Below are 22,468 nucleotides of genomic sequence, written 5' to 3' on the forward strand. Positions count from 1 at the left end.
GTTGACCACGCGCTGCGAATCCCCTTAGCGTCATGCAAGTGTCGTGGTTGAGCCACGGCGCTCCGCGGGGCTCCGGCCTTCGGAAATCTCCATTCAGTTCAGCGTTTTTCGTCGCTCGACCGGGCGCGGTTGCCTGTGCGCGAAACAGCGGATTCACGCCGAAAAAACAGGCGGATGGAGGCAAGAAAGCGGGTGACAAATGGCGATCAGTAACACTATATTTAGTGTTCTGCGCGATAGTCGACACAACATCCGGGGAATAACCCCGACTCGCGTGTCAGACGGAGAAAGCGACAGGTGCGCCGAATCCTAGGGCTTCAGGATACGGTCAAAGCGATGACAGGCGCGTGACAACACGCGACAGCAAGGGGCATGCAATGCGAATCGAGCGGCACTACACCACGGCAGGCCAGGGCGCCTATGACGGCATCGAATTCCGGACGACCCGGAGCGAGATTCGCAACCCGGATGGCTCGGTGGTGTTCAAGCTCGACGACATCGCGGTACCCGCCGACTGGAGCCAGGTCGCCAGCGACATCCTTGCGCAAAAGTATTTCCGCAAGGCCGGCGTTCCGGCGCGCCTGAAGAAGGTCGAGGAGAACGACGTCCCGTCCTTCCTGTGGCGCTCGGTGCCGGACGAGACGGCGCTCGCCGACCTTCCCGAGGACGAGCGCACCGGCTCCGAACACGATGCCCGCCAGGTCTTCGATCGACTCGCCGGCACCTGGACCTATTGGGGCTGGAAGGGTGGCTATTTCGATTCGGAGGAGGACGCCGCCGCCTTCTTCGACGAGCTGCGTTTCATGCTCGCCACCCAGAAGGCCGCCCCCAACAGCCCGCAATGGTTCAACACCGGCCTCCATTGGGCCTATGGCATCGACGGCCCGAGCCAGGGCCACTTCTACGTCGACTACAAGACCGGCGAGGTGCGCGCCTCCGAGACCGCCTACGAGCACCCCCAGCCGCACGCCTGCTTCATCCAGGGAATCGCCGACGACCTGGTCAACGAGGGCGGCATCATGGACCTCTGGGTCCGCGAGGCTCGGCTGTTCAAATACGGTTCCGGCACCGGCTCGAACTTCTCGGCGCTGCGCGGTGAAGGCGAGCGGCTCTCCGGCGGTGGCAAGTCCTCCGGGCTGATGTCGTTCCTGAAAATCGGCGACCGCGCTGCCGGCGCCATCAAGTCGGGTGGTACCACCCGCCGCGCCGCCAAGATGGTGGTGGTCGACATCGATCATCCCGACATCGAGGAATACATCGGCTGGAAGGTACGCGAGGAGCAGAAGGTCGCGGCGCTGGTCACCGGCTCCAAGGTCGTCTCCAAGCACCTGAAGGCGATCATGAAGGCCTGCGTCAACTGCGAAGGCGATGGTGACGACTGCTTTGACGCGGCGAAAAATCCGGCGCTGAAACGCGAAGTCCGCGCCGCCAAGAAGGCGCAGGTGCCGGAGAACTACATCCGCCGGGTGATCCAGTTCGCCCAGCAGGGCTACACCGATATCGACTTCCCGGTGCTCGACACCGACTGGGACTCGGAGGCCTATCTCACCGTCTCCGGCCAGAACTCCAACAACTCGGTGCGGGTCAACGACGACTTCCTTCGCGCGGTCGAGGAGAACCGCGACTGGAACCTGATCGCCCGCATCACCGGCGAGCCGATCAAGACCCTGCCCGCGCGTGATCTGTGGGAGAAGATCGGCGAAGCCGCCTGGGCCTCGGCCGATCCTGGCATCCAGTTCCACACCACCGTCAACGACTGGCACACCTGCCCCGAATCGGGACCGATCCGCGCTTCCAATCCGTGCTCGGAATACATGTTCCTCGACGACACCGCCTGCAATCTGGCGTCGATGAACCTGATGCAGTTCCGCCGGCCCGAGGGCGAGGGCGACGGCGGCGACGCGGTGCGCTTCGACACGGTCGCCTTCGAACACGCGACCCGGCTGTGGACCGTGGTACTCGAGATTTCGGTGCTGATGGCCCAGTTCCCGTCGCGGCGGATCGCCGAGCTGTCGTACCGCTACCGCACCCTTGGCCTCGGCTACGCCAATATCGGCGGCTTGCTGATGACCTCCGGCATCCCCTACGATTCGGTCGAGGGCCGCGCCATCGGCGGCGCCATCACCGCGCTGATGACCGGCGTCTCCTACGCCACCTCGGCCGAGATGGCCGGCCAGCACGGGCCCTTCCCCGGCTACGCCGCGAACCGCGCCGCGATGCTGCGGGTGATGCGCAATCACCGCCGCGCCGCCGACGGTATCGCCGACGGCTACGAGGCGCTCAACACCATGCCGGTGCCGCTTGACGGCGACGCCTGCCCCGACACCAACCTCGTCGCCCGCGCCCGCGCCGCCTGGCAGCAGGCTGTATCGCTCGGCGAGACCAACGGCTACCGCAACGCCCAGGCGACGGTGATCGCCCCGACCGGCACCATCGGCCTGATTATGGATTGCGACACCACCGGCATCGAGCCGGACTTCGCTCTGGTCAAGTTCAAAAAGCTCGCCGGTGGCGGCTACTTCAAGATTATCAACCGCGCTGTGCCAGAAGCGCTGGCGATCCTCGGCTACGACCCCGACCAGACCGACACCATCATTGACTATGCCGTCGGCCGCGGCACGCTGAAGGGTGCACCGGGCATCAACCACGACACCCTCGCCGCCAAGGGTTTTTCCGAAGAGAAGATCGACGCGGTCGAGGCCGGGCTGGCGTCGGCCTTCGACATCAAGTTCGCTTTCAACAAGTGGTCGCTCGGCGCCGACTTCCTTACCGAGCTCGGCGTCACCGACGAGGAGCTCGACGATCCCGGCTTCGACCTGCTGACCTGGCTCGGCTTCACCAAGGCCGAGATCGACGCCGCCAACGTCTATTGCTGCGGGGCGATGACGCTGGAGGGCGCGCCGGGCCTGAAGGACGAGCACCTACCGGTCTTCGACTGCGCCAATCCCTGCGGCCGCATCGGCAAGCGGTACCTGTCCGCCGAGAGCCACATCCGCATGATGGCGGCGGCCCAGCCGTTCATCTCCGGCGCGATCTCGAAAACCATCAACATGCCCAACGACGCCACGGTCGAGGATTGCAAGGCCGCCTATAACCTCTCCTGGCGTCTGGCGCTGAAGGCCAACGCCCTCTACCGCGACGGCTCCAAGTTGAGCCAGCCGCTCAACGCCCAGATCCTTGACGAGGACGACGACGAGGCGGAGGACGCGGTCGCTGAGATCGCCGCCAAGCCGGCCGCCGCCCGCGCCGAGGCGGTCACCGAACGGATTGTCGAGCGCATCGTCGAGAAGGTGGCGCGCGAGCGCGAGAAGATGCCCGACCGGCGCACCGGCTACACCCAAAAGGCGATCGTCGGCGGCCACAAGGTCTACCTCCACACCGGCGAATACGCCGACGGCCGGCTCGGCGAGATCTTCATCGACATGCACAAGGAGGGCGCCGCCTTCCGGGCGATGATGAACAACTTCGCCATCGCCATTTCGCTCGGCCTGCAATACGGCGTGCCGCTGGAGGAATATGTCGAGGCGTTCACCTTCACCCGCTTCGAGCCGGCCGGGCTGGTCCAGGGCAACGCGGCGATCAAGAACGCCACCTCGATCCTCGACTATGTCTTCCGCGAGCTGGCGGTGTCCTATCTCGGCCGCCACGACCTCGCCCATGTCAGCCCCGACGACATCGGGTCGACGACGATTGGCGAAGGGGTCGGCCAGGGCAAGACGCCGCCGCTCGAAGCTGCCGTCTCGCACGGCCCGATTTCACGTGGGCTGGTGCGCGGCAAGCGCTTCCAGGTGGTCAATCAGGCGGCTGCGGTGGGTGAAGCAGCCGCCGGCGACGGCGGCTCCTCCGGTGGCCCGGTCATGTCTGGCGCGATCGGTAGCGGCGTTGGCATGGCATCCGGTGCCGCCAGCGGCGGCAACGTCACCGCCATCGGCGGCGCCATGGCCAAAATTTCCGACGCGGTCAACGCGCTGTCATCGGAACTCGATCCCGCGCGGGATGCGGGATCTGTGACGCCGGTGACGGTGAGTGAGGTGGCCTCGCCGGTTGGCGTACCGGCCGCGCGGATGTCACCGGAGGTATCCCCGTCCACCCCGGCAGCGACCCCTGCAGACACCACCGTGACCGGCCCTTCGGCTGCGCCTTCATCGGCCCCCTTCGATGCCGCCACGGCCGACCGCGACCCGACGTCGGTGTTCGCCCGGTCTGCGATGGGTCTGGGTGACCCGGCGGTCGCACCCGCCGCCGAGTCAGGCGCCGACGCCAAGGCGCTGGCGGCCGAACGCGCCGCCGCGGCGCGACTGCGCGGCTACGAGGGCGACGCCTGCAGCGAATGCGGCAACTTCACCCTGGTCCGCAACGGCACCTGCCTCAAATGCGACACCTGCGGCGCGACGACGGGGTGTTCGTAGGAAACCGGCGTAGATGCTATTCTCCGAGCGATTTGGGATTCCGGAACCGGAAAAAAGAGAGTGGTTTGATCCGCTTCTTTTTGCTGACACACCGCTCTTCATCGACCCGTTTTTGATATTTGATGATGACAAAGGTATTTTTGCAGCTAGACACAAAGTAATATTGAGTTTCTTCGAGCATATATTCTCCCTCGTCGCTGAGAGTGGCGGGGACGTGCAATCTGGAAAATGGAAATCAGCAATAGACCTTCTATCCCTGCATGAAGTTGGCGAACTTTGCCTTGGATACGCGAAGGTTGGTAACCCAGGCGGTGGATCCGGCGAGGGCTTAGCGAACGACATAGCACGCGGAATCTGGGCGGCCATTGACCGTGGAATTCGGGACATCGTCCACTTTGAGCAGATTCAGATATTCGGTGAAGGGATCGGTCCTGATCGAATCAGTGATGCAACCGCATGCATTCTTCGAGACGATATCGCCAAATACACGGAATCGGTCGCCGCAGAATTTAAAATAGATACTAGAGACTTTTCGTATAGAAAAGCTATTTATTCCCACGAACTAGGACGTTGGAAGGCGGGTCGATATTCTCTACCCGTTAATCCTTTCTCCGGTAAGGCAATTCTACTCGTTCCAAAATATTATCTAAGACAACTACCCACCATCAATAGCGATGATTTTTGGGAATACGCATATGACACAAATCCTGAATTATTGAAAAAAGAATTTGGCTCAGAAATAAGCAGACGAATCGATAAAGAGACAATAGTTAAACTTGCAATCCAACACCCTGACCTTCGAGAACGCTACCTCAAGAATAGGGAATTCACTGGTAGCGAGCCCTATGATTTCAAGCTAGACCCATCTGGTTACTACAAGCCATACCTTGCGGCCCGGAGTTGGGCAAGGCTGGAGAATTTCAGCTATCTCATCCAGTCGGAGGAAGACCTGAAGTTAGCTCTGAAAAAATTCCTCCGGAGGTTCTCAAACTATGTTGAGAATCAAGATGGCTGGAGGCTTCTTTGGAACGAAGATAAAACTGAAAAGAAAGAGTACAGTTTTCAAGCCTTATTGATGGCTTCCCTACCGGAATTCTGCACCTCGAACGACATCGACATTAGTAAGGAAGCTAACATTGGACGCGGGCCCGTGGACTTTAAACTTTCCCGTGGATATAGACTTCGACTACTCATAGAAGCAAAAAAGGCTAATAATTCGAAATTTTGGAACGGCTTGAAAGGGCAACTACCTACTTATCTCAAGGCGGAGGGTATTCAGCAGGGCATATTCCTTGTCGGTTGCTATAGGTCAACTGACTTCACGAGGCTAAAAAGAATTGAGCAGGTGGCTAAAGAAGTGTCCCGCGAAACCGGCACTCAAATAGACGTGTTTTCTATTGATTGCTCTTACGGCCCTCCGTCAGCCTCGAAATTGTAGGCGCTGATCGGCTCTTAGCTCCAGCTGTCATTGCCGGTGCGTTAAGTGCGCCAGACTACGCCTCCCCCACAAAACACGATCGTATCCCCCACATCATCCCAGTCCGGATTCGTGGCCAGGATCAGCCGCACTTTCCACGTCCGAGGCCAGTGCTTCATCGCCTTCTCGCGACGGATGGCGCCGGTGCTCGTCGGATGCGCCTCGTACCAGACGAGCCACTTGAGACCGTAGCGCTCGGTGAAGCCATCGACCGGACCGTCGCGGTGTTCGCGAAAACGCCGGGCGATGTTGTTGGTCACGCCGACATAGAGCGTGCCGTTCGGCCGGTTGGTCATGATGTACACCCACGCGCCGCGCATGGTCGCACTCTGGCTTTCGTGGATGGCCGGGACAAGCCCGGCCATGACGGTGAGGCGAGTGGGCACGCAAAGCGTTGCTCTCGGTGGCCTTGGTTCGTTGCCCATGTTGCAAAGCGGCCGACAGCCTCCGTTCGGAATGACGCGCCCGCTTGGCCCAACCCCGACGTCATGGCCGGGCTTGTCCCGGCCATCCACGTCTTTGCGGCGGCGACACTCATCCCCATCTCCAGGCAATGGCCGAACACCAAGCGCCCGAGCGCGAACTCACCGCCGTTGGCGAAATCGTGCTGACCTTCCTTTTCGTCGGCTTCGCTGGCGGCGTTGTCGCGATGGCGCTCATGGTGTGGACGTCGATCTTGCCCGACCCCGCGCCGACGGCTCTGATTGCTGGCGTCGGGATCATGGCGGGCATCGGTGTGGGGTGTGCCGCGGCTGTCATCCGCCCGATCCGTAAGGTCCTGGTCGGGGTCCTCCACTGGCTCCCCTTTTGAGCACCCGGCAGCCAGTCGCCAGCCCTACCCCGGCGGCTTGAGCCAGAAGCCGACCACTGTGCCGACCGCGCCATACGCCCATTTGGCGGTGTCCTCGGCGTAGGCGGCAGAGAGGATGACGTAAAGCGCGGCGCCGAGCACGACCACCGACACGACGATGGTCATCGCCTGGTAGGCGACCGGCGGTTTGCGCTCCGGTGGTTTTGCCGGCCCGCCAACCCGCATCGCCTCCACCGCGGGCTCGCGGCGCGCCGCGACGAAGCGCGAGATGGCAAGAGCCACCAGCACGGCGATGCCGAGCCACATCAGCCACAGGATCACGGTTGTCATGGTTCGCCCCTCCCGAATGGGTGAAGCGCCAGTTTACCATGGCGGTTTCAGGTGTCATGCGACGGTCAGACAGTGCGCCGACGTCGCAGCGGCGGCGGCGCATCGCGCAACGCCTCTCCGGACCTTGCGCTTTCAGAAAGCATCGTCCTCGCGAGTCGATGCATCGGACTTCGGTCGCGTGCCTCCTCCAGTGCCTTGCATGTAGCCATGCCGCACGCCCGACCGCTAGGGTATTCCTGAAATTGGACCCTCACCAGGAGATAGCTATGAAGACGACCGCCCTTACCCTCGCTGCCGCCATCGCCCTCGCCGCCACCGCAAACACGACCGTCCCGGCATCGGCCGAAGACATCGACCTCACCGGCAAATGGAAGGTGGTGAGCGGCACGATCCGCACGTCCTCGGGCGAAACCCTGATCATCGGCGAGACGTCGACGACGGAGTTCGTCTTCACTGACCATGTCGGCCCGGTCTTCTCCGGCAATTACAGCTGGGAGCACCACGAGGAGATGCAGGACCTCCACGACGGCGAGGCAGTGACCCACCGCTCCCAGGAGGACTTCGTCGGCATCATCCACCCCGACGGCAAGACCTTCACCATCGCCGACCACCCGGATACGGGCCTGGCCGTCGGCATGATCGTGAATGCGAACCGGATCGAGCTGATCGGCTTCGAGGCCGGCCCCCATGCCTATACCAGCCACTCGGTCCTGGTTCGGGAGTAGCGCCTAAGGCTCCAGACGCGTTGGTTGAGGGTGCCGATGCCGGCTTCAGGTGTCGTGCGACGGCCGAGGGACGCGGTCGCTCATCTGATGTAGGATGGCGCTTGTTTGGTTATCTGGGAGGCTACCATGACTGCAAGAACCGTTACCCTTGGCGCCGCTCTCCTCGTGGCCGGTGCCGCGTTCGCGGATGAGCCGGACCTGACCGGCACCTGGGAGGCCGTCAGCGGTTCCATCCGCACGACCAGCGGCGAGACCATGGTCATGAAGGAGACCTCCCATGTCGAGTTCATCTTCACCGACCAGGTCGGCCCGGTCTTCTCCGGCACCTATGGCTGGGTCCATCCGGAGACGATGCAGGACATGCACGACGGTGAAAAGGTGACCCACGAGGCTCTGGAAACCATCGTCGGCGTCATTCACCACGACGGCAGGACGATCACCATCTCCGACCACCCCGACACCGGCATCTTCATCGGCGAGATCGTCGACGACAATCGTATCGAGTTGATTACCTTCGAAAGCGGCCCCCACGCTCTCGCCGGCCGAATGACGCTCGAGCGGCAGTAATCGGTCCGCCGTTCGCCGGCGGCCACCCCTCAAACGAGTGGGTTCCCGCCTTCGCGGGGAACGAGCGTCCTGGGGTCGCGTCATCGGTGAACTTCCCACGAGTGCGTTCCTGCCCGCCGAGCGCTGCCCCCCGACGAACGGTCGGGGAACGCCGTGGGCGAAACCCGCACGGTCCAATAATGACGGGTGCGTGTGCTACGTGACCGGGCGCCTCCCGCAAAAGTCATTGTCACGATGGCGGCGGATCGCGGATAAGGAAGGGCAAATCACCGGAGACCATCCGCCGCCCATGGCCCGTCCCAAGCCGTCCGACTTTGACGACAGCGCTCTCTTCTTCCACCGGCACCCACGACCGGGCAAGCTGGAGATCCAGGCGACCAAGCCGCTCGGCAACCAGCGCGATCTGGCGCTGGCCTATTCGCCGGGCGTCGCCGCCCCATGCCTCGCCATCGCCGATGACCCGGACCTGAGCGCCGAATACACGGCCCGTCAGAACCTCGTCGCCGTCGTCTCCAACGGCACCGCCGTGCTCGGCCTCGGGTCGATCGGCGCGCTCGCCGCCAAGCCGGTGATGGAGGGCAAGGCGGTCCTGTTCAAGAAGTTCGCCGGCATCGACGTCTTCGACATAGAGGTCGACGAGACCGACGTCGACCGGTTCGTCGATGTGGTAACCGCGCTGGAGCCGACCTTCGGCGGCATAAACCTCGAAGATATCAAAGCACCGGAGTGTTTCGAGATCGAGGCGGCGCTGCGCGCACGCATGAACATCCCGGTGTTCCATGACGACCAGCACGGCACCGCGATCATCGTCGGCGCCGCGGTGCTGAACGGTCTGTCCCTTGCCGGCAAGGTGATCGGCGACGTCAGGATCGTGGCCTCCGGCGCCGGCGCTGCGGCGCTCGCCTGTCTCGACACTCTTGTCTCCCTCGGCGCGCGTCGCGAGAACATCTGGGTCACCGACATTGACGGCGTCGTCTACGCCGGTCGCAAGGCGGGCATGGACCGATGGAAGGCGCGGTTCGCGCAGGACACTGAAGCACGCACCCTCGCCGAGGCGATCGGCGGCGCCGACGTCTTTCTCGGCCTCTCCGCCGGCGGTGTCCTCAAGCCGGAGATGCTGGCGACAATGGCACCGGACCCGCTGATCCTGGCGCTCGCCAATCCGACGCCCGAGATCATGCCGGAGCTGGCGCGGGAGACACGACCCGACGCGATGATCTGCACCGGCCGCTCCGACTACCCGAACCAGGTCAACAACGTCCTCTGTTTTCCCTACATTTTTCGCGGCGCCCTCGACGTCGGCGCCACGACGATCAACGAGGCGATGAAGCTTGCCGCAGTTCGCGCGATTGCCGACCTGGCGCGCGAAGCACCCTCCGACGTCGCCGCGCGGGCAATGGGCGGCGAAGCCAAGACCTTTGGGCCTGAGTCCATCATCCCCTCCCCATTCGACCAACGACTGATCCTGCGGATCGCGCCGGCGGTCGCCCGCGCGGCGACGGATAGCGGAGTCGCCAAGCGGCCGATCGACGATTTCGATGCCTATCTCGACCGCCTCACCCGCTTCGTCTTCCGTTCCGGCGTCATCATGAAGCCGGCGATCGCGGCAGCGAAAGCCGACCCGCGCCGGGTCGCTTATGCCGACGGCGAGGATGAACGCGTACTTCGTGCCGCGCAGATCGCCATCGAGGACGGGATCGCGCGACCGATCCTGATCGGGCGGCCCAACGTCATCGACGTGCGCCGCAAGCGCTTCGGCTTGAGCTTCTCGCCGGAAACCGATTGCGACATCATCAACCCCGAAGACGACCCCCGCTATCGGGCCTATGTTGACCTCTATTTCTCCAAGGTCGGCCGGCGCGGCATCAACCCGGAAACTGCCCGCACCGTCGTGCGCACCAATGCCACAGTGATCGCCGCGCTCGCGGTCGAGATCGGCGATGCCGACGCGATGATCTGCGGGCTAGAGGGCCGGTTCATCAACCACTTGCGTGACATCGGCCAGGTCGTCGGCCTGAAACCGGACGCCCACGCCTTCTCGGCGTTGAGTCTGCTGATCAACACCCACGGATCCTATTTCCTTACCGACACCCATGTGACCATGGACCCGGGCGCGGAGGAGATCGCCGAGATGACCCGGTTCGCCGCGAAGGAGATTCGCCGGTTCGGCATCGAGCCGCGGGCCGCGCTCGTCTCGACATCCAACTTCGGTTCCCGCGAATGCGATTCGGCGATCAAGATGCGTCGCGCGGTCGAGATGCTGTGGGACGCTGATCCCGATCTCGAAGTCGACGGCGAGATGCATGGTGATGCGGCGTTGTCGGCGGTATTTCGCGAACGAGTGATGCCGACCTCGAAACTGACCGGCGAGGCCAACCTGCTGGTGTTCCCCAACCTTGATGCCGCCAACATCAGCCTTAACCTGCTCCGCGCCATGACCGATGCGCTCTATGTCGGCCCGATCCTGCTCGGCGCCGCCAGGCCCGCCCACATCCTCACGCCGTCGGTGACCTCGCGCGGCGTCCTCAATATGACCGCTCTGGCGGTGGTCGGCGCGCAAGAAGCGGCGCCGAGGGCGGAGACAGATATCGCCGAGGCCGCACCGTGAGCGCGCAGAAAAGACGAGGCGCCGCGCGCCTCGCCGCATTCCTTAGCATGTTGATCAGCTTGGCGTTCCCCGCGCTCGCCGTCGATAAGGCTGCGACAGAACGCGCCTTCCAACAGTTCCTCGTGGACGAAATCTGGCCCGAAGCAGCGGCGTCGGGTGTGTCCAGGGGAACGTTCGATCAAGCCTTGCGCGGCGTAAAACTCGATTGGAGCCTGCCCGAACTAGTCCCGCCGGGAACGAACCCACCGCACACCGTCGAACATCAGGCGGAGTTCCGCAGCCCTGGCGCCTACTTCAACCAGAACAACCTCAGTACCCAGGTCGCGATCGGCCGCAAGCTGCTTGGCGAGTGGCGGACGACGCTCGATCGGATCGAACAGCGCTTCGGCGTCCGCGGCGAGATTCTGCTGGCCATCTGGGCGCGGGAGTCGAGCTTCGGCCGCGCATCGATCCCGCACAACGCGATCCGCACACTGGCGACCCGCGCCTATATGGGCCGGCGCAAGGCGAAGTTCCGGCCAGAACTCATCGCCGGACTGCAGATCATTGAGAACGGCGATATCAGCGTCGAGCGGATGAAGAGTTCGTGGGCCGGCGCCCTTGGTCAGCCACAGTTTCTGCCCAGCCATTACCTCGCGTATGCGGTCGACTTCGATGGCGACGGGCGGCGCAACATCTGGACTTCGGTGCCCGACACCCTCGCCTCGATCGCCAACTTCCTGCTTCACCATGGCTGGGATCCGGAGCGCGGCTGGGGCATCGAGGCGGTCGTTCCGGCGAACGTGCCCTGCCACCTGGAAGGTCCAGAACAAGGCCGTGGCATGAAAGATTGGGGGGCGCTCGGTGTTACGTTTCATGACGGGCGGACGCTGCCCCGTATCGAACAGAATCGCGAAGCGTTCTTGCTCATGCCCGCCGGCCGGTACGGCCCGGCGTTCATCGTCTCCGGCAATTTCTATGTCCTGAAGGACTACAACTTCTCGGACCTCTACGCCCTCTATGTCGGGCATCTCGCCGACCGGTTTGGTGACAACCGGTCCTTCGGCGCCAAGTGGGGCAAGGTTGGTGGCTTCAGCCGGGCCGACGTCGCCAAGATGCAGCGCCAGTTCGAAGCGGAAGGTCATGATGTCGGCGGCGCCGATGGCCTAGTCGGCTTCAAGACCCGCGTCACCGTCGGTCGCTGGCAGGAGCAGAACGGGCAAAAGATCACCTGCCTGCCGGACGCGCGGATGGTGCGCAGCATCCACTGATCCCAGTCATTCGGCGCCCCGAACCGAGGCTACTCTGAACCCGTCCTGAACGGTTGTGTGGCGCCCATCATAGTGGAGGGAGTCCTGCCGGTGTTTTGTTTCCTGGTGAGGGGGCTGGGTGAACCCTTATGAGGTGACGCCATGGCTAAAGAATGGAACATCAAGAAGGGACTGCCGGATTACGATTTTCTGGCATTGATGGAAGAGGCATTCGCGACTGAAAACATCATCGAGTGGGATCCCGAAGAGATCGTCGTTGGTGCCGGCGGACCGAACGACGCCCGCGTGGTGCTGAAGGGTTCAGGCTTTGTCGACAATGATAACAACGACGGACCGGACGTTGGGATCGTTGACACCATCAAGGTGTACGACGGCGACACACTGGTCGCCAAGGCGACAGGCTACGCTTTGACGCTGGACCAACTCGGCCAAGCGTTCGATCACCTTTCGGATACAGGCGACTTCGCGTATTTCATGACTTTGTTTTTCGATTCCGGTTTAGGGCCGATCACGATTGACGGATCGAACGACCGAGATGTGTTCGTCGTGCCTGAGGATAAGGCCCACCATTTTTATGGCAACGGCGGTAACGACAAGTTTGTCGGCGGCGAAGTCAACGACAAGGTTCTGGGCGGCGACGGTAAAGATAAGCTCTTCGGTAAGCATGGCGCTGACGTGTTGAAAGGCAACGCCGGCAAAGACAAGCTGGCCGGCCAACAGGGCGACGACACGCTCGTCGGCGGTGCGGCGAAGGACACCTTCATCTTTGATGTGGCGCTTGGCAATGCCGGTCACCAAGCTGGCATCAATGTCATCAAGGATTTCGAGCCGGGCAAGGATATCATAGCGCTCGACAGCGCCATCTTTTCCGCTATCGGCGGCAAGCTGAACGCCGGCGAATTCCACCAGGGCGGCAACGCCCAGGACGGAAACGACCACATCCTCTACAAGAAGAGCAACGGCAAGCTGTTCCACGACGACAACGGCGATGGCGCCGGCGGCAGGACCCTGTTCGCGATTCTCGAAGGTAAGCCCAACCTGTCCCACACCGATTTCGACGTTATCTAGCTCTGGGGGGCTCCAACCAGCGCGAGGCGACGATCATGGCAAAGGAATGGACGCTTTTTTTCGGACTCCCGGGCTACGACTTCATCGACATCCTTCAAAACGCCCTTCTCCAGGATGTTCTCGAGGGCAACGACAAGAAGGTCGTTGTCGGCAATGACACCTACAAGATCATCTTCAAAGGTGACTTCGAAGATACCGACGGCGAACCCGGTCCAGAGTCCGGAACAGTCGAGAAGATCACCTTGTTCGCCGGTGCCGCGAAAGTGGCAAAAGCAACCGGGCTGGACGTCGATGTCGGCGATCTCGGGACAGCCATCGACGCCTGGAAAGGTCTCGGGAGCAACTTCGACGGGATTCTCGGTCAGTTCTTTGGTTCGGGCTCACCCGGCAAGCCGGTGATCAACGGGTCGGATGACCGCGAGGACCTCGACATTAATTCCAACGCGTCGCTGACCTTCTACGGCAACGGCGGCAACGACAGGTTCGTCGCCGGCGGGAACAAGGACAAACTGCTCGGCGGCAAGGGCAAGGATAAACTCAAGGGCGAGCGGCAAGACGATGTCCTCAAGGGCAACGCCGGCAAGGATAAACTCTTCGGCGGCGAAAAGGACGACACGCTAGTCGGCGGCCCCGGCAAGGACAAGTTCGTCTTCGACGTGCCGCTCGGGCCGGGCGAAGGCCAGGCCGGGGTCGACACCATCAAGGATTTCGAGCCGGGCAAGGACATGATCGGTCTCGACAGCGGTGTGTTCGCTGCCATCGGCGGCAAACTGAACGCCGGCGAATTCCACCAGGGCGGCAACGCCCAGGACGGAAACGACCACATCCTCTACAAGAAGAGCAACGGCAAGCTGTTCCACGACGACAACGGCGATGGCGCCGGCGGCAGGACGCTTTTCGCGATCCTCGAAGGAAAGCCGAATCTGTCCCACACCGACTTCGACGTGATCTAGCAGCCGGTCGCGGCATCACGCCGCGGCGGCCGTCCCGTAGGAGCCGTTAGCCGAATCTTGACACACTGACGCGACATCGTGAGGGTGCCGCTTCGCCCCGGGCCGGCGCCTTCACTAACGGGATTCGATTCGCCATGGCATTTCTCGACGCGCCTAAGAAGATCAACAACAGCAATCTGTCCGAGCTTAAGAAGCTCGAAGACAGGCGCTTGTTGTTTGATTCCGACGAAAAAGAATACTTCACTCGCAAAGGAAAGTATGAATTCAGACTAACCGGTGATATCGACAGGAAGGATGGAAAGTACAAGGGCGATGTCAAGAGTATTAAGGTTCTCAAATCCAAAGATGGAAAATACGAAGAAGTTTATCGTCTATCCCAACTCGACATAAAATATCAGGATTTGATCAAGGCGATCAAAAAGGGAGAGCTGTCGGAGTTCCTCAAAAAGGAGGTCTTCGACAAAAAGGACACCATCGAAGGATCCTTCGCCAATGACAAGCTGTTCGGCTTCGACGGCGGCGACAAGATCAACGGCTACGGCGGGAATGACGTGATCCGAGGTGGCCGGGGCAATGATGAACTCCAGGGCTGGACAGGTAAGGACAAGTTCGTCTTCGATACGAAGCTCAACGCCAAATCGAATGTCGACAAGATCGTCGATTGGAACACGACCTCGAACAAGGGGGGTGGAAAAGATTCCATCTGGCTGGACGCGAGCATATTCACGGTCTTCAAAGGCAAAAAAGGCGAAGAGCTAAAAAAGAAGTTTTTTGTCGTCGGAAACAAGGCCAAGGACGACAACGACTACATCATTTACAATGAAGACAAGGGCAACCTTTTCTACGATTTTGACGCCGCTGGTGGGGAAGATAAAATCAAGTTCGCCAAGATACAGAACAAGAAAAGCCTGTCCCATGACGACTTCGACATCATCTGAGCTCCGACCTTGAGAGACAATCGACCCTGATCCGGATCGCACGGTGCAGTGGTCGAACGAGCAAGACGCGGCATTAGGGGCCATTGCGAGTTGGTTGAAGTCCCCTGACCGGCCCATTTTCCGGCTGTTTGGCTACGCAGGCACGGGAAAGACAACGCTCGCTCGTCACATCGCCGAAAGCGTCGACGGCACGACGGTTTTCGCCGCCTATACCGGTAAGGCGGCGCACGTCATGCGCTCCAAGGGCTGTGCCAATGCGGGAACCATCCACAGCCTGATCTACCGGATGCGGGGCGAGGACGAGAGCGGCCCAACCTTCGTTCGCAATCCCGACAGTGCCGCGCGCAAGGCCGGCCTCATCATTATCGACGAATGCTCGATGGTCGACGAGGTGATCGGCAAGGATCTGCTGTCGTTCGGCACACCGGTCCTCGTGCTTGGCGATCCGGCCCAGCTGCCGCCGGTCGCCGGCGGCGGTTTCTTCACTGATGCCGGGCCGGACGTTATGCTGACGGAAGTTCATCGCCAGGCGGTCGACGATCCGATCGTTCATCTGTCGATGATCGTCCGCGAGGGCGGCCAACTCGTTTATGGCACATATGGCGCAAGCGCGGTTATCGCACGCGACGACGTCGACCCCGACACCGTGGTCAACGCCGACCAGGTGCTCGTCGGTCGGAACGCCACACGGCAGAGCTATAATGCCCGCGTCCGTCAGTTGCTTGGGCGCCAGATCCCGCAACCTCAGAAGGGCGACGTGCTTGTGTGTTTGCGAAACGACCGGAAGCGCGGTCTGCTCAACGGCAGCTTGTGGCAGGTGGAGCGGGTGCGGGCACCGCGCAAGGGTTTGTTGCGGTACGCGCTGCTGCCGGAGGACGGCGCGGGGCGCAAGGGCCTGGTCGCGACGATCAATCCCGCATACTTCGACGGCACCGTCGACGCGCTCTCGACGGCGGCGCGACGTCGCTCCGACGCCTTCGATTTCGGCTACGTCCTAACCGTTCACAAGGCGCAAGGGTCGCAATGGGATGATGTTGTGCTCTTCGATGAGAGCTTCGCTTTCCGTGAGAACGCGGCCCGGTGGCTCTACACCGGCATCACCCGCGCCGCCCAGCGTATCATCATCGTCCGATAGGGGACGACGGGCCTCATGAACGACAACCAGCCTGCAGACGATGTGATGGGGTTCCCAGTTATCTCGGACGTCCCGGAGATCGATACGCGCGGCATGATCGAAGTTGATCGGCTGATGATCGAGGAATATAACATCAGCCTCATCCAGATGATGGAGAACGCCGGTCGTGCGCTCGCTCTGACTGCCCGTGCGGCTTTTTTGGGTGGCGACGCTTCGGGCAAGCGCATCGCCGTGCTCGCCGGCAGCGGCGGCAATGGTGGAGGAGCAATCACCGCCTCCCGACGCCTCGCCGCCTGGGGCGCCGAGGTTCACATCGGGCTATCCGCGCCGGACCGTATGACCGCCGTGCCCGAGCGTCAGCTGGCGATTGCTCGTGGGTTGGCCGGCATCAACATTCTGGCCGATCGACCTCAAGACCCCACCTTTGATCTGATACTGGACGGCCTGATCGGCTACAGCCTCAAAGGCGCGCCACGTGGCACGGTCGCTGACTGGATCACGTGGGCGAATGACGCGTCCACGCCGGTGCTGGCCCTCGACGTCCCATCCGGCTTCGACGCAGCCACCGGAACCGCGCTCGACCCGGCGATCCATGCCGCCGCGACACTGACGCTTGCCCTACCCAAGCGCGGTCTACAAGCCGAGGCCATGCAATCCACCGTCGGTGCGCTCTATTGCGCAGACATCAGCGTCCCGCCTGAACTCTACCGGCACCTCGATCCACCGATCGAGGTTCCCGACATCTTTCGTCGTGGAGATGTTGTTCGCGTAAAGACCGCACCGCCCCGCACAGGACGATAAACTCAGCCGGCGTCTTCCGGGATTGGCGCAGCCGATGCAACAGCAGGCGCTCCGGGCGCCAAAGGCGCATCAAGCGGTTGCGTGCCGGGGCCGTCAAGGACAACGACTTTGGTCCCGAGCGGAACCCGCTCGTAGAGATCCATCACGTCCTGGTTCCACATGCGGATGCAGCCGCTGGAAACCGATTTGCCGATCGACAGCGGTTCGTTGGTCGCGTGTATCCGGTAGAGGGTGTCTTTGTTGTCCTTCCAAAGGTACAGCGCCCGGGAGCCGAGCGGATTGCGCGGACCGCCATTCATGCCATTCGGGAAGCGCGCCGCGAACCGATCACGCTCCTGCATCTCTTTTGGCGGGAACCACTTCGGCCAATGCTGCTTGTCGTGAACCTCGGCGGTGCCGGACCACGAGAAACCCTGCCGGCCAACGCCAATGCCGTAGCGCAAGGACTGACCGTCGTCCTGAACAAGGTACAAGAAGTGGCTGTACGGATCGACGACGATGACGCCCGGCTCGTTTGGAATGTGGCCCGGCGTCGCCACGGTCTGCCGGAAATACTGCGAATCCACTTTGCTGACCGGGACGGCCGGGATCCGGAAGGGCTCACCAGGAACCGGGGCGTACATCGACACGATCAGCGGATCGATCGGCTTGCCGTCCTTGGTCTCGGTCGCCGTCGAGCAACCGGCCAAGACAGCCACCAAGCCAACGACCGCCAGTCGAGCACCTAAGCGGCTGCGCCGCATGATCGCATTGTCTCTACGCACGTTGCCGCCCTGTTCCCACCATTTGCACCGGAACCGCAGCGCACGGCTACCAGTCCCAACGCTCTCGCGCAACACCAATACTTGCGGCCCAAAAATGGCAAAGCTCGGGCCGCCAGCAAGGGCAAAATCGCCCAAAAAGGTTTCACATAGCCTTCACGATTTGGCCATGAGCCGGCAATGACGATGGTCACACTAGAGATCGGGCGCGTAGAATTGTGGCCCAACGACCCTGACCATGCGTCCGTCCTCTCCCTGCACTGTCACAGTTTCGACCGGAGATTGCTCGTCGACCCGTTCAGGCGCCAAACCTCCGGCGCGATTTGCCACTGTTTCCGGATCCTCGGTCCCAGCGCGTGGACGCGGTAGAGCGGTATCAAGGCGCGGAGATGACGTTGTATGGATCGATCCCACAGTCAGATCGAGGTCGACGATCTCGCCTGCCGAAACGACGGGCGCTGCTGCCGATGCCATCTGAACCGGCGGCACAATCGGAGTCGGGCAACTGCACGACCGATCGTACTCGGTTCGATAGCGGAAAGCAGTGGGAAGCGCCGTGTACGGTTCGCCGGACAGCGAAACCATCTGTGCGGCTTCCTCACCAGGATTGCGATGAACGTAGAGGGCGACATCGATACCGGGACAGAGCGCCTGGCAAGCATTCGCGTCCCGGTCAAAGGCGGACGGTGTTGCCGCAAAACTCACCGGGAAGTAATAGCCGTCGCAGGCTCGAACGCACAGCGTCCGATAAGTCCCGCTGCCGAAACCGGAACGATCCCGAAACACCCGACGGTTGCCGAACAGGGAGCGAAAGAGGCCGGGGCGCTTTCCCTTGTCGCGGTCGTATCGCGCATAAGCACTACCGCATCGATTATCTGCAAGAGCGCGCAAAACCTCGCTGCGCTCGCGATCGGCGCTGTAAGGATCGGCAGCCATGGCGCCACGCTCGGATTCGAGCCGTCGGATCCGCGCACGCAGCCGCTCAACCGTCCCCGCGAGCCGACCACACTGACCGTTTCGTTTGAGCCGTCTGAAGAGACCTGCGCCATCGCAGTTGGCGCGACGAACAGCGGCCTCAGCCTCTTCGAGCTGATCTCGCTTGCGGGCGATCGCCCGGTGAGATTCCGATTGCCCGCCGTTCCAATAGTCGTCAGTGCGACTGTCGATCGCCACCAAGCGGGCCTCGAGGGTCGCACAAATCCCGGTCTCAGCCGCGGCAGTCCCGGCAGAAAGGAGGCCACCGACGAAAACGAATATGGCGATGTGTTTCATCTCAGGTCCTCGCTTCAGCCATCGCGTGGCCGATGATTGCGTCGGACCCCTCCCCGGCTTACGCAACGCGTTCGACGCGCCAGAAAACCGCGAACCCTTTTGGCGCGAGTATGAATCGCGCGACTCCCGCCGTCAACGACGAAACCGATACATCGGGTCAGCTGCAAAAAAGATGTTGGCTTTCGGTCGGTCTCAACCGCGATCGCGAAACTTGTTCACGATCGGATAGCGCCGATCGCGACCAAAGTTCTTTCGGGTGATCTTCACGCCCGGCGCGGCCTGCCGGCGCTTGTACTCAGCGATGTAAAGCAAACGTTCGACCCGTTCGACCGTCTCGCGAGGATGACCGCGAGCCGCAACTTCGGCAATCCGCATATCCTCCTCAACCAGGCATTCCAGAATGTCATCGAGGACATCGTAGGGCGGCAGCGAATCCTGATCGGTCTGGTCGGGACGGAGTTCCGCCGAAGGAGCCCTGGTTATGATGTTGGGCGGTATGACTATCCCGTCGGGCCCAAGGCCGCCGGCCGGCTGGTGTGCATTTCTCCAGCGAGCAAGCTTGTAGACGTCGGTCTTGTAGAGATCCTTGATCGGATTGAAGCCTCCGTTCATGTCCCCGTACAACGTGGCGTAACCGACCGAGTTCTCCGACTTGTTGCCGGTAGTCAGCACCATCGAACCGAACTTGTTGGAGATCGCCATCAGGATGGTGCCCCGCGCCCGCGACTGCAGGTTCTCCTCGGTGATGTCCGGGGCACGATCGCCAAACATAGGCTTCAGCGCTGCCTCAAACCCCTCCACCGGCGCGGCGATCGGAACGATGTCGTAGCGCACACCCAGTGTTTCGGCGAGCGCCGCCGCATCGTTGAGGCTCTCATTCGAGGTGTAGCGGTACGGCAGCATGACGCAATGGACCCGCTCCGGGCCTAGCGCATCGACGGCCATGACGGCACAGACTGCTGAGTCAATGCCGCCCGACAAACCAAGGACGATGCCCGGGAAGCCGGTCTTGTCGACATAGTCCCGCAGTCCGAGCACGCATGCGCTCCAGTTCGCGGTATCGAGGTCCGGCAAGTCGGCGAACGCGCCGTCCGAGCATCGCCAGCCTAGCTCTGCATGGCGCGTCCAAGTTGTCGTCCGGACGGAAGCCGCAAATTGGGGAAGCTGAAACGCTAGCGTACGGTCGCTGTGAAGACCGAACGAGCCCCCGTCGAAGACCAGTTCATCCTGACCGCCGCTTTGGTTCACATAGACGAGCGGGAGGCCGGTCTCGACGACACGCGCAATGGCGACCTGCTGACGGAGTTCAGCCTTTCCTTGCCAATACGGCGAGCCGTTCGGCACCAGCAGCAGTTCCGCGCCGGTCTCCATCAGGCATTCGCAGACCTGCTCGAACCAGATGTCCTCGCAGACCGGTAAACCCAGACGTAGTCCTCGAAACCCCACCGGCCCCGGCAGCGGACCCGGGGCAAACACCCGCAGTTCGTCGAAGACCCCGTAGTTCGGGAGTTCGACCTTGGCGCGGACGGCCTGGACCGCGCCGTTATCGACGAGGACAGCCGCGTTGACCACCTGCTCGTCCTGGCGCCAGGGCGTCCCGATGACGACGCCCGGCCCGCCATCGGCCGTGTCCTTCGCCAGAGCGTCTATAGCCGAGCGGCAAGCGTCCAAAAACGCTGGCTTGAGAACCAGATCCTCCGGCGGGTAACCGGCGATGAACAGTTCGGAGAAGACGACGAGATGGGCGCCGTCGGCCGCTGCAGACGCCCGCGCCCGTCGCGCCGCTTCCAGGTTCCCATCAATATCGCCTACGACCGAATCGAGCTGGGCGACTGCGATCCGGATCGTGTCGGTCAGGTCGGCTGCCATGCGGCCGGCGGACGGAGCCTACAATCCCGCCACGGCGGACTGCCGTGGCTGTTCGCGGCGATCGCGCTTCAGGAGCTCGGCGATCAGGAAGGCGAGCTCCAGCGATTGGTCGGCATTGAGGCGCGGGTCGCAGTGGGTGTGGTAGCGATCTTTGAGATCAGCTTCGGTGATCGCGCGGGCGCCGCCGGTACACTCGGTGACGTTCTTGCCGGTCATCTCAATGTGGATACCCCCGGGATGACTGCCCTCGCCGCGGTGGACCGCGAAGAAGTTCTCCACTTCCCGCAGGATGAGATCGAAGGGCCGGGTCTTGTAGCCGTTGGCGGCCTTGATCGTGTTGCCATGCATCGGATCGCACGACCAGACCACTGACCGCCCTTCACGCTCAACCGCGCGTACCAGGGCCGGAAGTCTTTCCTCGACCTTGTCGGCACCGAAGCGGCAAATCAACGTCAGCCGGCCGGCCTCATTGTCCGGATTGAGAAGGTCGATCAGTTCGAGCAGTCCGTCCGGCTCAAGCGACGGTCCGCATTTCAGGCCGATCGGGTTTTCGACGCCGCGGCAGTACTCGACGTGGGCATGATCGGGCTGGCGTGTCCGGTCGCCAATCCACACCATGTGGCCGGAGGTTGCGTACCAATTGCCGCTGGTCGAATCGACCCGCGTCATCGCTTGCTCATAGCCAAGCAGTAGCGCCTCGTGGCTGGTGAAGAAGTCGGTCGTACGAAGAGCCGCGACGCTGTCGGCATCGATGCCGCAGGCCCGCATGAAGTCCATGGCCTCGGAGATACGGTCGGCGATTTCCTGGTACCGGTGGCCCTGTGGGCTCTCCGATACGAAACCCAGTGTCCACTGATGGACGTGGTCGAGGTTGGCGTAACCGCCTTGAGCGAAGGCGCGCAGGAGGTTCAGGGTTGCCGCCGATTGCCGGTAGGCCATTTCGATGCGCGCGGGATCCGGGTTACGCGAGGCTTCGTCGAAGTCGATCCCGTTGATGATGTCGCCCCGATAGCTCGGCAGCTCGACGTCACCCGATCTCTCCATCGGCGCGGATCGAGGCTTAGCGAATTGCCCCGCGATCCGCCCGACCTTCACGACCGGCATGCCGCCGGCAAAGGTCATGATGACCGCCATCTGAAGGAATACTCGGAAGAGATCGCGAATGTTGTCCGGATGGTGCTCGGCGAAACTCTCGGCACAGTCACCGCCCTGGAGAAGGAAGGCTTCGCCCGACGCGACCCGACCAAGGCCTTGCTTCAACTTGCGCGCTTCGCCCGCGAAAACCAGAGGCGGATAGCTCGACAGTCGCTCCTCGACGGCCGAAAGCCCCTCCGTATCCGTGTAGGTGGGCACCTGGGCGATCGGCTTTGCGCGCCAGCTGTCGGGTTTCCAGGGCTTGCTCATCACTGCAACTCCAAACGAAACAACGCGCCACCCCGCAAGATCCCCTGCGGTTGTTGGGATCGCGCGGCGCGGGTTATACACGCGCGCGCC

General features: G+C 62.2%; 18 protein-coding genes. 12 read left to right on the forward strand and 6 right to left on the reverse strand.

The features are described 5' to 3' along the window. Positions 1–377 precede the first annotated feature (377 nt). On the forward strand, positions 378–4,409 hold the full coding sequence (locus tag ACO076_RS17630) for a vitamin B12-dependent ribonucleotide reductase (RefSeq protein ID WP_421724124.1): 4,032 nt from the start codon (positions 378–380) through the stop codon (positions 4,407–4,409). A 13-nt stretch (positions 4,410–4,422) separates the two neighbouring features. Next, positions 4,423–5,847: a hypothetical protein gene (locus ACO076_RS17635; RefSeq protein ID WP_421724125.1), complete on the forward strand. Its 1,425-nt coding sequence runs from the start codon at positions 4,423–4,425 to the stop codon at positions 5,845–5,847. 41 nt (positions 5,848–5,888) lie between these two features. Here ACO076_RS17635 and ACO076_RS17640 read toward each other — a convergent pair whose 3' ends face one another. After that, positions 5,889–6,272 carry a GIY-YIG nuclease family protein gene (locus ACO076_RS17640; protein WP_421724126.1) on the reverse strand — a complete coding sequence of 128 codons (384 nt, stop codon included), beginning with the start codon at positions 6,270–6,272 and terminating at the stop codon, positions 5,889–5,891. Positions 6,273–6,439: 167 nt separating this feature from the next. Between ACO076_RS17640 and ACO076_RS17645 the strand changes: the two genes are divergently transcribed. After that, a complete protein-coding gene (locus ACO076_RS17645; RefSeq protein WP_421724127.1) occupies positions 6,440–6,697 on the forward strand; it encodes a hypothetical protein in 258 nt (85 codons plus the stop codon). A 24-nt stretch (positions 6,698–6,721) separates the two neighbouring features. Here ACO076_RS17645 and ACO076_RS17650 read toward each other — a convergent pair whose 3' ends face one another. Continuing rightward, positions 6,722–7,027 carry a hypothetical protein gene (locus ACO076_RS17650; RefSeq protein WP_421724128.1) on the reverse strand — a complete coding sequence of 102 codons (306 nt, stop codon included), beginning with the start codon at positions 7,025–7,027 and terminating at the stop codon, positions 6,722–6,724. Positions 7,028–7,293: 266 nt separating this feature from the next. Here ACO076_RS17650 and ACO076_RS17655 point away from each other — a divergent pair, with 266 nt between their 5' ends. From ACO076_RS17655 to ACO076_RS17695, 9 genes are all read left to right on the forward strand, one after another. Continuing rightward, positions 7,294–7,752 (forward strand): hypothetical protein, encoded by a 459-nt coding sequence (locus tag ACO076_RS17655; protein WP_421724129.1) that lies wholly within the window; start codon positions 7,294–7,296, stop codon positions 7,750–7,752. Positions 7,753–7,878: 126 nt separating this feature from the next. After that, positions 7,879–8,319 (forward strand): hypothetical protein, encoded by a 441-nt coding sequence (locus tag ACO076_RS17660; RefSeq protein ID WP_421724130.1) that lies wholly within the window; start codon positions 7,879–7,881, stop codon positions 8,317–8,319. A 289-nt stretch (positions 8,320–8,608) separates the two neighbouring features. Beyond that, positions 8,609–10,927: an NADP-dependent malic enzyme gene (locus ACO076_RS17665; protein WP_421724131.1), complete on the forward strand. Its 2,319-nt coding sequence runs from the start codon at positions 8,609–8,611 to the stop codon at positions 10,925–10,927. Positions 10,928–10,974: 47 nt separating this feature from the next. Next, a complete protein-coding gene (locus ACO076_RS17670; RefSeq protein WP_421724132.1) occupies positions 10,975–12,177 on the forward strand; it encodes a lytic murein transglycosylase in 1,203 nt (400 codons plus the stop codon). Positions 12,178–12,318: 141 nt separating this feature from the next. Beyond that, complete coding sequence (locus ACO076_RS17675; RefSeq protein ID WP_421724133.1) at positions 12,319–13,245, forward strand: calcium-binding protein; 927 nt, start codon at positions 12,319–12,321, stop codon at positions 13,243–13,245. Positions 13,246–13,280: 35 nt separating this feature from the next. Beyond that, a complete protein-coding gene (locus ACO076_RS17680; RefSeq protein WP_421724134.1) occupies positions 13,281–14,198 on the forward strand; it encodes a hypothetical protein in 918 nt (305 codons plus the stop codon). A gap of 134 nt (positions 14,199–14,332) precedes the next feature. Next, positions 14,333–15,136, forward strand: coding sequence for a calcium-binding protein (locus tag ACO076_RS17685; RefSeq protein WP_421724135.1), 804 nt, complete (start codon positions 14,333–14,335; stop codon positions 15,134–15,136). Positions 15,137–15,179: 43 nt separating this feature from the next. After that, positions 15,180–16,271 (forward strand): ATP-dependent DNA helicase, encoded by a 1,092-nt coding sequence (locus tag ACO076_RS17690; protein WP_421724136.1) that lies wholly within the window; start codon positions 15,180–15,182, stop codon positions 16,269–16,271. A gap of 15 nt (positions 16,272–16,286) precedes the next feature. After that, the gene (locus ACO076_RS17695) at positions 16,287–17,072 is read left to right on the forward strand and encodes an NAD(P)H-hydrate epimerase (RefSeq protein ID WP_421724137.1); all 786 of its coding nucleotides are present in this window, start codon (positions 16,287–16,289) and stop codon (positions 17,070–17,072) included. A 2-nt stretch (positions 17,073–17,074) separates the two neighbouring features. Here the strand turns inward: ACO076_RS17695 and ACO076_RS17700 are convergent, their stop codons facing one another. From ACO076_RS17700 to ACO076_RS17715, 4 genes are all read right to left on the reverse strand, one after another. Then, the gene (locus ACO076_RS17700; protein ID WP_421724138.1) at positions 17,075–17,770 is read right to left on the reverse strand and encodes a L,D-transpeptidase; all 696 of its coding nucleotides are present in this window, start codon (positions 17,768–17,770) and stop codon (positions 17,075–17,077) included. A 258-nt stretch (positions 17,771–18,028) separates the two neighbouring features. After that, the gene (locus ACO076_RS17705) at positions 18,029–19,105 is read right to left on the reverse strand and encodes a DUF2865 domain-containing protein (protein ID WP_421724139.1); all 1,077 of its coding nucleotides are present in this window, start codon (positions 19,103–19,105) and stop codon (positions 18,029–18,031) included. Positions 19,106–19,297: 192 nt separating this feature from the next. After that, positions 19,298–20,974, reverse strand: coding sequence for an NAD+ synthase (locus ACO076_RS17710; protein ID WP_421724140.1), 1,677 nt, complete (start codon positions 20,972–20,974; stop codon positions 19,298–19,300). A gap of 18 nt (positions 20,975–20,992) precedes the next feature. After that, the gene (locus ACO076_RS17715; RefSeq protein ID WP_421724141.1) at positions 20,993–22,378 is read right to left on the reverse strand and encodes a class II 3-deoxy-7-phosphoheptulonate synthase; all 1,386 of its coding nucleotides are present in this window, start codon (positions 22,376–22,378) and stop codon (positions 20,993–20,995) included. Positions 22,379–22,468: the final 90 nt, after the last annotated feature.

Source organism: Bauldia sp., assembly GCF_965232525.1.
GTDB lineage: Bacteria > Pseudomonadota > Alphaproteobacteria > Rhizobiales > Kaistiaceae > Bauldia.